Genomic DNA, 12,994 nt, shown 5'->3' with positions numbered 1-12,994 from the left:
CTGAGATACAGAGTAAGTTAGCAGATATTTAAAACAATATTTTTTATATGTGAATATGGTTGTCAGCTATTTATTTATAGTAGTAATATATATTATTTTATCATTTTTATTTATATAAAAATATTAAATATTAGTAATTTTATTATTTTATGTCTATTGACTTTTTATTAATTGTATTATATTATTAATAACATCTAAAAATATGGCGGCGTCGCCAAGTGGTAAGGCAGGAGTCTGCAAAACTCTTATCATCGGTTCAAATCCGTTCGCCGCCTCATTTTCCTAACTATGAATGACAGCCGAGTTAAAAGATTATATTTATTCCTTCTCTGTTTTTTTATAGGAACAATAGCTATATTTATTCAATTATTTAATTTAACTATCAAAGAAAGAAAATCTTTATCATCATTAGTTGGGCTTGATAGACCAAGGGGAACAATATATGATTCTAAAATGCGTCCTCTTACAATAAATATTCCTGCATATACAATTTATTTGGATACTGAGTCTGTTTCTTTAGATGGTAATGATAAAACAGATATTAATGAAGCTTATTCTCAAATATTCAATATTATAAACATTACAAAAGAAAAATTTGCTGAACTTCTTAATACTAAAAGAAGAACCATAATGCTTGCGCAGAATATTAATTTAGATTCTTATAAGAAGATAAAAGAAATAAAAGATAAATATAATGTTAAAAGTATTTACGGCATAGAAAGTTATAAAAGATTTTATCCTTATAAAGATGTATTTGCTCATGTAATAGGATATATGAATAAAACAGAAACCGAAGGATATGCAGGACTTGAAGCAACTTATGAGGCGCTTTTGTCTTCAGAAAATGATAATCCAAAAGATATAGTATTAACTTTAGATAGAGATGTTCAGACTATAGTAAGAAATGAAGTATTAAAAACAGTAGCTGAAAAATCTCCTCAATCTGTAACTGTAATAGTATCAGATGTTAATACAGGTGCTATAGTAGCTGATTATTCTTATCCTTCATTTGATCCTAATAATCCATTTATATATGTTAATAATGAAAGAATGGACAGAAGTATAATGAGTACCATATATCCTGGAAGTACAATGAAAATATTTGCTGAATTAGCTGCTATAGAGCAAGGCGTAGTTAATAGCGATGAAGTTTTTCATTGTAAAGGATATTATGATTACAGCAGACAAACAAGAATACATTGTGATTATCCGCATGGAGATGTGGCTTTTAATGATATATTAAAATACAGCTGCAACTTTGCTGTTGTAACTATAGCTGAAAGAATAGATAATAAGTTTTTTTATGATTATTTAAAGAGATTTGGTTTTGGAGAACCTACAGGTGTAGGACCTTACAAAAATGAATGGAGCGGAATATATCACCATTTAAATAAATGGCATAGATTTTCAAAAGGTTATTTAGCAATAGGTTACGATTTGAGTGTTACTCCTATGCAGATAGCTGCTTCCTATTTACCTCTCTTGAATGGCGGTTGGAAAGTACCTATGCATGTTGTTGATTCATTTTATGATGGTATAGAAAAAATCAGTGCAACAAATAATTTAAAAAGAACTAGAATCATAGATGAACAGTATTCTCAAATAGCAAGAGTTTTACTTAGAAAAGGTGTTGAATCTGGTTCTACAGGGCATAGAGCTAATTTGCTTAATATAGATGTTGTTGGTAAAACAGGTACTGCAATAACAGAGGTTTATAGAAATAATGAATCTGAAAAACCAGAAAAATATTATCAATCTATATTTGTAGGAGGATTTCCTCTTGAAGATCCTAAAATATCTATACTCGTACTGCTTGATGACCCTCAAGGACAAGGATCTCAGGGAGCGGGTAGAGTGGCAGCTCCTCTTTTTGCTAAGATTGCTAATCAGATCATACCTTACTTAGGATTAATTGACGGAGAGATATATACAATAAATACTAATGACTTTTTAAGTTTGATACCGCATTCAAGTAATATTACAAATAATATTATGCCAAATTTGACAGATCTTTCTTTAAGAGATGCATTAAATAGCATATCCTATATTGTATCAAATAATAATGCTAAAATAATGATACAAGGAGAAGGGTATATAACAGATTTTTCACCTCAGGCAGGCACATTAGTTACTAATAATTCTATAATAAGATTATCATTAAAAGCACCTATTAAAGAACAAGAGAATCAATAATAAATAGGAGTTTATTTATGTTTAAAATAGTAAGTTTCGGAGAACTTTTATATGATGTCTATGATAATGTTTCTGTTATAGGAGGAGCTCCTTTTAATTATTCTCTTCAGCTTTCAAGACTTTTGAATAAAGATGATAAGTTAAAATTCATAACTGCTTTAGGTGATGATGATTATTCTAAAGATGCTGTATCATTTATTGATAATGAAAATATAGATAAATCTTTAATACAGATATTAAAAGATTATGATACAGGTAAAGCTACTGTATTTCTTAATGAAAAGAAAATACCTGATTATATAATACATGAAAATGCTGCTTGGGATAATATAGAATATAATAATGATATAGAAAATGCTTTGAAAGAAAATTATGACTTATTTTATTTTAATATATTATCACAGAGAAATGAAAAGTCTTATAATACATTAAAAACTATATTCAAAAATATTAATGCTAAATATAGAGTATGTGATGTAACATTCAGAAAAAATTATTATACAAAAGAAAAAATAAAAGAATCTTTAGAGTTTATAAATATATTAAAGATTAATGATGATGAGCTTGCTGTGATAAAAGAACTTTTTTATCCTTCTTTACAGAATGATAATGAAGTGCTGCTTAAAGCAATTAATAAAGATTTTAATATTGATTATATATTTCTTACTCTTGGAGCAGCTGGGGCGAGTGTATTATATAATAACGAGTATATTTTTAATCCTTCAAACAAAGTTAATGTTATTGATACAGTTGGTGCTGGAGATTCATTCTGTGCTGCTTTAAGTTATGCTATATTGAGAGGGCTTGATATTAATAATATATTAAAATTTGCTTCCAGCGTATCTGAAGAGATGGTTAAGGTAAAAGGCGGTACAGCAAGGTATAATATTGAAAAAGTAAAGTCTCAATTCAATTTATAATTTTATGTTCTTCCTGTATAATATTTGAATTTATCTTTTGTAAGAAATTTTATAGAAGTAAATTTACCTGTATATTTTTCATTATATACTATATTATTTCTTATATCATCATAAAAAGCCTGTAAATTATTATTTAACATATCGTCTATATAACTAGATGGGTATTTAGATATATATTGATGTATTTGTCTATTTATTAGCAAAGTAATAAATTTTTTTGGCGGTGTATTATATGTAAGCAATGCCTTGTATATTCTAATATTTTGATTTATAGAATTTTTTTCTGCCTGAGTTGCTGCTTCATTTTCTTGTCTTTCTAAATCATTTAATGTATTTTGAATATTGTATATATTGTTGCTGTATATAGTTTTACCTTCATCGCTGAAAATATAATTGGCATCTATATAAAATACATATTCTTTATTATCTGATGATAGAATTTTATCAAATTTTTCAATTACTCTAAATTTTATATTAAGATTATAATTATTTTGAGCAAAACTATAAGGGCTAGTTATAAGAATAAATATTATTATTGTAAAATAAAATTTCATACAATATATTCGGAATTATTTTTATATTATTTCGGTATAGATGATAATAATCTTATAAAATCTCTGTCATTTGGAAATAATTTTAAAGCTTCTTCAGATATTACACTAGCATTATTATATCTTCTTTGATTGTATTCTGTAACAGCATAATTATAGTAAGACACTTTAAGATTTCTTTTTAATACATCTGCACCTTCACCTATATCAGATATTCCTGTTTTATATATTTCTATGGCATTTGGAAAATCTTTTTTACTCAAATAAGATGTACCTATAGTATTATAATAATGTATTCTATTATTTTTAGTCATAGCATTATTAGAATCGAACATATAAGCTTCTTCCAAAGTTTTGTAGGCAGATTCAAAATTATTTTTATTTAGATAATCCAAAGCTAATCTGTTATAAGCATTAACTAAATTATCATTATACATTTTTGTATTTGGAGAAAGATAATATGCTTTTTTAGCCATAACTAATTGTTTTTCTAAATCTTTTTCTATCTTTTTTAATGAAATAGAATTAGGGTATAATGTTGCTATTAAAGTAAGTATATCTACATTATTTCTATCTCTATAATTTCCCTGAGGTACGAAAGTAACTATTGTAGAATTTCCTGTATTTCTTATTTCTTTTTGTCCAGGATCGAATCCCTTAGATAATGTTGTTTCTACATCTATAGATTTGCCGTCTGCATATACAGTACAGAAAGAATGACTTGAAGTTAATACTCCAGTAACATTAAATCCGAATTCTTTATATAATAGTGAATATAATATACTTGAACTTAAGCAGTTATATTCTCCTTTATATATTAAATCCTGAAATAGTGTAGATGTTTCAAAATATTGTTTTAATGTTCCGCTTGTATAAAGCCAATTTAAAAGCCTTTTACCGAATGCATAAGCTCCTTCTTTAGTATATGAAGATAGTTCTTTTTTAGCAAAATTTCTTATATCATCTAATTTTTGTCTATAGAATTTAAACTCTTCCTCATCAGTAATTCCTGAAGCGATTATAAAACCGTCGTAATGAAGTTCTAAATCATTAGTTTCTCCATTATCCACTTTTGTAAAGAAATCATATTCTAATTCTGTAAGTTCTCCCGCTTCAAATTTTATTTTATCAGACGGTTTTGAATATATTACTGAATAGCTAAATAATATTAAAAATAAAATTACTTTAATACAGTGTTTCATATAGCCTCTATAATTATCATATTTATATAATATATAAAATATAAATAAATAGAAAATAAAATTTTATATTATTCTGTTAAATTATCAAGTTCATCTCTGTATTTAGCAGCATCTTCATATCTTTCTTCTTTTACTGCCTGATCCAGTAATTTCTGTAATTCTTCTTTATTCTTTTTATTATTGTTTGTATTTATATTTGACTGCTGATTATCTGCATTATTAATTTCTTCAGGTTCTTTTTTTATAAATATATTTTCAGCATTTTTTTCTTTAAGCTCATCTCTTTCAAATTTTTGATAAGTGAAAGGTATTCCTTCTTTTACTTTCATAAGATTATCATTTTCTTCTAATAGAATACCAGATTTTTCTATAACATGCTCTTCTATAAATATAGGTGCTTTAGATTTAAGAGAAAGTGCTATAGCATCGGAAGGTCTGGAATCAATAAATATATTTTTTCCATTATGTTCTATAACTAACTTAGCAAAAAAAGTATCTGCATGTACATTATCTATTATTACATTGATTAGTCTTATACTGCAGTTTTGGAATATGCTGTATATTATATCATGTGTAAGAGGTCTTTCTATTTTATATCCTATAAGGCTGGACATTATAGACTGAGCCTCTAAATATGCTATTGATATTGGTACAACTTTATCAGATTTTTCAGGTTTTAGAATAACTACAAAACCTTTATCTGTAATTGCTAAATTAAGTATTTTTGCTTCTACCACTTTTTTAAACCTCTTTTTATATACCTATTTAATATAATATTAATATATATATATTATTTGTCAAGAAAAATTTATTTAATAATTATGCTTGTATATAATTAAAAATTGATGTATTATGATTTTACTATTTATATTAAAATATAGTTTTTTGTATTAAATTTGTATAAATAATTTCACAATATGATGGGAACTATGAGAAGAAAATTAATATTTATTTTTACATTGTTAGTTACATTAACATTCAATTTATTTTCACAGACAAATGAAGAATTACCGCCTTATCCTCCAGAAAATCCTGAAATTATATCTATGGACGAAATTTATGAGGGAATGGAAGGTGTTGGATATACAGTTGCACATGGAACTAATGTAGAGCCTTTTAAAGTAACAGTAGTATCTATCTTAAAAAAAAGATGGCGCAACAGTGATGCCATACTTGTAAGATGCGAAGGGCTTGATTTGGAGCATTCTGGAATTGTAGCTGGTATGAGCGGTTCTCCTATATATTTTAATGGAAAATTAGCAGGGGCATTATCTTTTGGCTGGGGGTATTCTAAAGATCCTATAGCCGGAGTTACACCTATAGAAGAAATGTTTAAATTATATAATGATACTAATTTACAGCCTCCTGCATTAGCCTTTACTGATAATAATGCTCTTAAAACACCTTTAATATTTTCAGGTGTAAGTACAAAAGCATTTGATACATATTCTTCTTCTTTTAATAAAAATGGATTTTATCCAATGCAGTCTGGAGGCTCTGTTTCTGATACAAATCAGGCAAAAAAATTTTTATTCGGAGATTCAGTTGCATTAATTCTTGCTGACGGGGATATTTCTTTAGCAAGTATAGGTACAGTTACTCATACAGACGATGAGAAATTTGTTATTTTTGGTCATTCTATGTGGTCAAAAGGAAGCTTAAGAGCACCTGTATCAAGAGCTTATATTAATCATATGCTGTCTTCTTATGAATCTTCATTCAAACTTGGATATGCTTATTCTAATTATTTAGGATATACTATTTATGACGGAGTATTTGGAGTATCTGGTGTTTATGGAGAAATTCCTGAAAATATGATGGTTCCTATAAAAATAGAATTAGATGATACAGATTTCCTTAAAAGAGATTTTAATTTTAGAATATTGAATGATACGGCAGTTTTTACAGATATACTTTCTATGTCATTATATAATGCTATAAGTTCTGCTGCTGGAGAAAATGAAGAGGGTGTATTTAGCATAAGCTATGAAATAGAAACAGATTATTTTGAAGAGCCTTATAAAGTAAGTAACAGAATATTATCCTATTCTTCTGCTGATGCATTTAAAGATGCTATATCTCAAGTAATATCTCCTGTTAGTTTCTTTATACGTAATAATTTTAATAGAGTTGGAATAAAATCAATAAAATTATCTATAAAAAGAAACAATCTTGAATATGTTTTTTTGAATGATATAACTTTGGTAGAGCCTAGAGCAGTTGCCGGAGAAACTATACATTTAAGATTGGGATATACTCCTTATGGAAAAGAAAAACAATATGTTGATATACCTGTAAAACTTCCTGTTAATTTAAAAACTGATGTATATAGCATATATGCTGCTAATGAATATATATTTAATTATGCAGAGCAGTTATTTATGCCTAGCAAATATGAGATAAGAAGTCTAGATGATGTTCAGCGTATATATGGAAAAAGTTATGATGACAGTGCTTTGAAAGTATGGCTTTATTCTTCATCAAGAGGGGTTCAAATAGGTAAGGACTTATATCCTACACTTCCTCCTTCTAAGTATGGAGCAATGGCTAAAAATGCTACATCAGATAAAGCGGCTGTTATTACTCCTATTAATGGAAATTATCAAATGGATAGTTCTATATTAGGATTGATGAAATTGGATATAATAATAGAAGGTGCTAGAAAATACGAAAATCGTTAAATTGATGATTTTATATTGATGAAATGTTTATGATAAAAAATAGATATAAGAATGAAGGGGATAGAAAATATGAAAATTGCTAAGATTCTAATTACTTTGCAGATAGTATTAATCTTATCTTCTGCTAATGTTTTCGGAGTTGTTACTAGAACATTATCAAGCGGAAAGAAAGGTTTTTATGATAATGGTGTTTATGACGGAATAATGCTTACAGAACAGGGTAGCTTAACTTTAGCTCCTATAATAGAACAAAATGGTATAATTGCTGGTAAAGATATATGGAAAATGTATCCTGCTAATGACGGAAGTTTGTTTGCTGCTATAAGCGGAAGCGGTGCTGAACTTTATAAAAGAACTGCTGATGATACTAACTTTACATTATTTGCTTCAGAGAAAAATGAAAATGCATTTACTGCAGTTATTACTGACAGTGAAGGAAATGTATATGCAGCTACAGGACCTTATGCTAAAATAATAAAATATGATAGTCAAGGTAATGAGCTTTGGAGAAAAACTTTAGATGATACATATATATGGGATATGAAGTTTGATGACAAAGGAAATTTATTTGCAGCAGCAGGCGGAAATAATGCAAGAGTATTGAGAATTTCATCTGACGGTAATATTAAAGAAATATTAAAAACAGAAGAACAGCATGCTATGTCCTTATTATATGATGAAAATAGCAATAAACTTTATGTGGGTACAGCTGGAAGAGGACTTGTATTGGTTATTGATTTATCTACAAATTTAGAAAGTCCTTCATATAATGTATTATATGATACAGCAGAAAATGAAGTTTATGCTATAACTATGGATAATATAGGTAATTTATATTTCGGAACTTCTACAAGACAGCCTGCTTATTTAATACTTCCTTCTATAATAGACGGAGATAAAAGACCTGATGAAAGTGAAAAAGAATTCAGAAACTCTTTATATAAAGCTGATTCTAATGGTACAGTTCAGAGATTATTTTTCTTAAATCAAACATTGGTTTTAGCATTAAGCAGCGATAAAAATAATAATGTATATTTTGTAACAGGCGATACTGCTGATATATATAAAATTGGCGGAAATGACGGACTTTTATCATATATAGGCGGATTAAAAAATAAAATTCTTTCAACATTTGCAGTTTCTGATGACGGACTTTATTTTGCAATATCAAAAACAGGTGAGATATACAGAGTAAAGCATACTTATCCTAATCAAGGTACTTTTACAAGCGATAGTTTGGATTTAAAACTTTTAAGTAAATTAGGAAGCTTAAGTACAATGTCAACTATACCTGATGGTTCTTCTATATCTATTGAAGTGAGAACAGGAAATGTGGCAAGAGTTGATAATACTTGGAGCAGTTTTGCAGCTGTAGGTGCCGATGGAAAAATAGATGTACCTTATGGCAGATTTTTACAGTTCAAAGTTACAATGACTACTTCTGATACAGAAACTACTCCGGTACTTAATTCTATGGATTTTAGTTATGTTGAAAACAATCTTTCTCCTGAGGTTTTAAATGGAGGACTTACTACTCATTATCTTCAGCAGAATGATTCTACTGAAACAGCTAAAAATCCTCAGTTAGAAGAAAATGAGGCTATGATTTATTGGAAGGGAACTGATCCTAATGGTGATAAACTTATATATAATTTAGAGTATAGATTAAAAGGTGAGAAAAATTACAGAAAATTAGCTGATAATTTATCTACCTCATATTTTAAATTTGAAGCTTATTTACTTCCTTCAGGCATTTATGACTTTAGAATAACAGCAAGCGACAGATATGATAATCCTATAAGCATTGCTAAAACTAAAACTTTAGAAGTGTTTAATGTAAAATATGATAATGATCCTCCTGAAGTTTTGGATTTCAATGTTACAGGAAGCGGAGCGAATAGAAAAATCACTTTCAGAGTAGAAGATAAATTATCTTTCATAAAAACTGTTAGATATTCTACTATAACAGGCGAATGGAAATATATTGTTCCTGATGATGGTATGTTAGATTCTATGAATGAAGTATTTACTGTGAATATAGAAGATGCTAATGCTGGTTCTGTTACTATTGAGGTAATGGATACTGATGGAAACACTAAATATTATTCATTCTTAATATAATTTTTAATTAATACTGAATTTTAATGGGGCTGGTGAATTTATAAATTTACGAGCCCTTTATTTATAAGGTATGATTTTATGAGAAAGCTATTCATTTTTATATTTTTATCAATATTTTATATTTTATCATGTCAAAAAAAAGAAATAATCATTCCTGATAATTTAAAAACTATGCTCATAAAAGATATTAATGAGGATAGAAGTTCAAATCCTTTATATAGAGAATTTAGAGCTGCTTGGTTTTCTACTGTAAATAATATGGATTGGCCTCTTGAGGGAAAAAGTGAAGAAGAACAGAAAAAACTTGCTTTGAAATATTTAGACACATTATATAATAATAATTTCAATGCTGTATTCGTACAGGTTAAGCCTGATGCCGGTGTAATATTTCCTTCAAAAATAAATCCTACTACCAGATATTTTTTCGGAAAAGATTCTACTAATGAAACTGATGATTATCCTTTTAAAACTGATATGCTTAAATTTATTATAGATGAAGCACATAAAAGAAATTTAGAAGTTCATGCTTGGTTTAATCCTTATAGAATAGCCGTAACTTATGATACTAATAAAAGCTATGCAGAGCAGTTTTCAAAAAAGAATTTTATTCATGTATATGCTTATTCCAACAATTTAACACCTATTCATTGGTATGATAATAAACTTTATTTAGATCCGGGCGAACCTATAAGTGCAAAGTATGTGATAGATTCTATTATGGAAGTTGTTGAAAATTATGATATAGACGGGGTGCATTTTGATGATTATTTTTATCAGAATATGATTGATGATAAAACATACAAATATTGGCCTGATGAAGCAAGCTCTTCAAAATATGCATCTAGTCAAGGTTATGATCCTTCTAATACTAATTATGATGATTATGGAGTTAATGGGCTTTATGCTTGGAGGAGAAATAACATTAATACTCTTGTAAGTTCCATATATAAAGAAATAAAAACAAGAAAGCCTTATGTAAAATGGACTATATCGCCTGCAGGAGTTTGGAGAAATAAAGAAAAACTTTCAGATTATAATGGTTATGAATATGGAAGCGATACTCAGTCTTATAATCCTAATTTTGATGCTTTGCATGCCGATGTTCTTTTATGGATGCTTAACGGAGAGAAAACTGAATCATTAAAAAGTGCTGCAGAAAAAGACGGAATAAATAAAATGTATGTTGATGCTATAATACCTCAGATTTATTGGAGTGATAAGCATGAAACAGCTCCTTTCGATATTATAGCTGACTGGTGGATTGAACAGGCTAAAAAGTTCACTAATGGTAAATTGGCCGATTTATATGTAGGACATCCCCTTTATAAAATGGGCAGGGATACTAATGTAGAGCCTTGGCAGGATATAGATTTGATGTCAAGACAGGTTGATTATATAAGAACTAATGGCAGAAATTATATAAAAGGTTCTGTATTTTTTACTATGAGAAATATGTATAAAGATGATATTCATACAAAAGGTTTTGGTTATAAGGCTTTGAATTATTTAAAAGAAAATAGTTATCCTTTTAAATCTATAATACCTACTATGAACACTATGAAATATTTAAATACTTTGCCTTCAGGTTTAACTAATATTTATATAACAAATAAATTCAGTAGTGTAGAAATCACTTTCACAGATTCAGGAGAATATAAAACTGATAAATATAATTGTGCTGTAGAAGGTACAAGTGTTTATTATTCCATATACAGAAAAGATGTTGAAGAAGATTATATAGTTTTGATTGATAAAATAAGAAGAACTAATTTCAATTCTGATTCTAATATTGTATATAATGATAAAACAGCAAATCCTAAGAAAACTTATATTTATTATATTACTGCTTTAGATAGGCTTCATAATGAGAGTGTGCCTATTATGATTACAAATAGATAAATATAATGTTTACAAATATTTGTTTATATGGTTTAATTATGTTAACAAAATAAATTAATTGGAAATATTATTATGGGTAATACTTTATTAAAAGATATAATTGCAGTAACAAAAGAATTAAACTCTAAATGTTTTAAAAATATAGAAGATTTAAATTTAAATAAAGAATTAGAAATATCAACTGACAGCAGAGATAATTTTGATGAAAATAAATTATTTTTAGCAATTAAAGGCGAAAAGTTTGACGGAAATAAATTTGCATTAGAAACTTATAATAAAGGATGCAGATATTTTATTTTAAGCGATGCAAGTATAAAACTTCCAGATGATGCGGTAGTTTTTTATGCCGATGATACAATACTTTTCTTTATAAAACTCGCTAGAGAATATAGAAGAAGATTCAATATACCTGTGATATCAATAACAGGAAGTTGCGGAAAAACCACTACAAAAGAATTAACTCATCTCTTTTTATCTACAAAATATAAAGCATTGAAAACAGAAGGCAATTTAAATAATGAAATAGGAGTGCCTAAAACAATATTTAATTTAGATAATAGTTATGAGATAGCAGTTATTGAAGCTGGTATGAATCATAAAAATGAATTATTAAGAATATCTGAAGCTATAGAGGCGAATACTGTTATAATAAATAATGTAGAGCCTGTACATATTGCATATTTAGGTTCTATAGAAAATATTGCCTATGCTAAATCAGAGCTTTTTAATCATACTAGAGAAAATGCTAATGCTGTAATAAACAAAAATACTAATTGTATTGATATATTAGAAAAAGAGGCTAGTAGAAACAATATAAAAAATATAATAGAAGCTGATATAAAAGAAATAATAAAAAAAGATGATAATACATTTGAGTATAATGGTATAACTTTTAAACATAATTTAATCGGCGATTTTAATTTGCATAATGTATTATCAGCATTAAAGGCGGCTGAACTTTATGATGTTGATTTACAGAAATGTGCGGATATTTTGATAACTTATGAATCTCAAAAAAACAGAATGCAAATAATCAATATAAAAGGCTGTAATGTAATAAATGACTGTTACAATTCAAATCCTGCTGCATTAAAAAATATGATTAAGTTTTTATCTCAAAGAAGTGAATCAAAAAAGATTGCTGTAATAGGTGACATGCTTGAAACAGAAACTGAAAATTCAAGCTATCATAAAGATATAGGAAAAATTATAAATGAATTAAAAAATATTGATACTGTTATTGCAGTTGGAAAGCATTCAAAGGATATTTACGATACGGTTAATTGCGAGAAATATTATTTTGAAAATGCTCAAAGTTCTGTAGAGAAAGTAAAAGAGTTTTTGAAATATGATACTGCAATGTTAATAAAAGCTTCATTGGGTATGGGATTCGCTGTGATAATAGATTCTATAAAAAATATATAAAG

9 protein-coding genes and 1 tRNA gene are annotated in these 12,994 nt (G+C 27.5%); 7 read left to right on the top strand and 3 right to left on the bottom strand.

Translation table 11 applies throughout. From position 1 onward, the window contains the following. Positions 1–204: 204 nt before the first annotated feature. From BHYOB78_RS07885 to BHYOB78_RS07875, 3 genes are all read left to right on the top strand, one after another. Positions 205–275 (top strand) — tRNA-Cys (locus tag BHYOB78_RS07885). Positions 276–288: 13 nt separating this feature from the next. After that, complete coding sequence (locus BHYOB78_RS07880) at positions 289–2,193, top strand: penicillin-binding protein (RefSeq protein WP_012670287.1); 1,905 nt, start codon at positions 289–291, stop codon at positions 2,191–2,193. A gap of 17 nt (positions 2,194–2,210) precedes the next feature. Beyond that, the gene (locus BHYOB78_RS07875) at positions 2,211–3,113 is read left to right on the top strand and encodes a carbohydrate kinase family protein (protein WP_012670286.1); all 903 of its coding nucleotides are present in this window, start codon (positions 2,211–2,213) and stop codon (positions 3,111–3,113) included. A gap of 2 nt (positions 3,114–3,115) precedes the next feature. On the opposite strand, the gene BHYOB78_RS07870 is transcribed toward BHYOB78_RS07875, so the two are convergent. From BHYOB78_RS07870 to BHYOB78_RS07860, 3 genes are all read right to left on the bottom strand, one after another. Next, positions 3,116–3,667: a hypothetical protein gene (locus tag BHYOB78_RS07870; protein ID WP_012670285.1), complete on the bottom strand. Its 552-nt coding sequence runs from the start codon at positions 3,665–3,667 to the stop codon at positions 3,116–3,118. 26 nt (positions 3,668–3,693) lie between these two features. Then, positions 3,694–4,866, bottom strand: coding sequence for a tetratricopeptide repeat protein (locus BHYOB78_RS07865; protein WP_020063750.1), 1,173 nt, complete (start codon positions 4,864–4,866; stop codon positions 3,694–3,696). 68 nt (positions 4,867–4,934) lie between these two features. Then, positions 4,935–5,603 (bottom strand): bifunctional nuclease family protein, encoded by a 669-nt coding sequence (locus BHYOB78_RS07860; protein WP_012670283.1) that lies wholly within the window; start codon positions 5,601–5,603, stop codon positions 4,935–4,937. Positions 5,604–5,786: 183 nt separating this feature from the next. Between BHYOB78_RS07860 and BHYOB78_RS07855 the strand changes: the two genes are divergently transcribed. The 4 genes from BHYOB78_RS07855 to BHYOB78_RS07840 all read left to right on the top strand — a co-directional run bounded on the left by BHYOB78_RS07855 (position 5,787) and on the right by BHYOB78_RS07840 (position 12,992). Continuing rightward, a complete protein-coding gene (locus BHYOB78_RS07855) occupies positions 5,787–7,547 on the top strand; it encodes a SpoIVB peptidase S55 domain-containing protein (protein ID WP_028331268.1) in 1,761 nt (586 codons plus the stop codon). 69 nt (positions 7,548–7,616) lie between these two features. Beyond that, the gene (locus BHYOB78_RS07850; protein ID WP_020063748.1) at positions 7,617–9,668 is read left to right on the top strand and encodes an NHL repeat-containing protein; all 2,052 of its coding nucleotides are present in this window, start codon (positions 7,617–7,619) and stop codon (positions 9,666–9,668) included. Positions 9,669–9,746: 78 nt separating this feature from the next. After that, positions 9,747–11,567, top strand: coding sequence for a glycoside hydrolase family 10-like protein (locus BHYOB78_RS07845; RefSeq protein ID WP_020063747.1), 1,821 nt, complete (start codon positions 9,747–9,749; stop codon positions 11,565–11,567). Between the two features lie 72 nt (positions 11,568–11,639). Beyond that, on the top strand, positions 11,640–12,992 hold the full coding sequence (locus tag BHYOB78_RS07840; RefSeq protein ID WP_020063746.1) for a UDP-N-acetylmuramoyl-tripeptide--D-alanyl-D-alanine ligase: 1,353 nt from the start codon (positions 11,640–11,642) through the stop codon (positions 12,990–12,992). The last annotated feature ends 2 nt before the right edge of the window (positions 12,993–12,994 follow it).

This window comes from Brachyspira hyodysenteriae ATCC 27164, assembly GCF_001676785.2.
Taxonomy (GTDB): domain Bacteria; phylum Spirochaetota; class Brachyspiria; order Brachyspirales; family Brachyspiraceae; genus Brachyspira; species Brachyspira hyodysenteriae.
The sequence above is the reverse complement of the archived record's forward strand: the minus strand, read 5'-3'. Positions and strand labels throughout refer to the sequence as shown.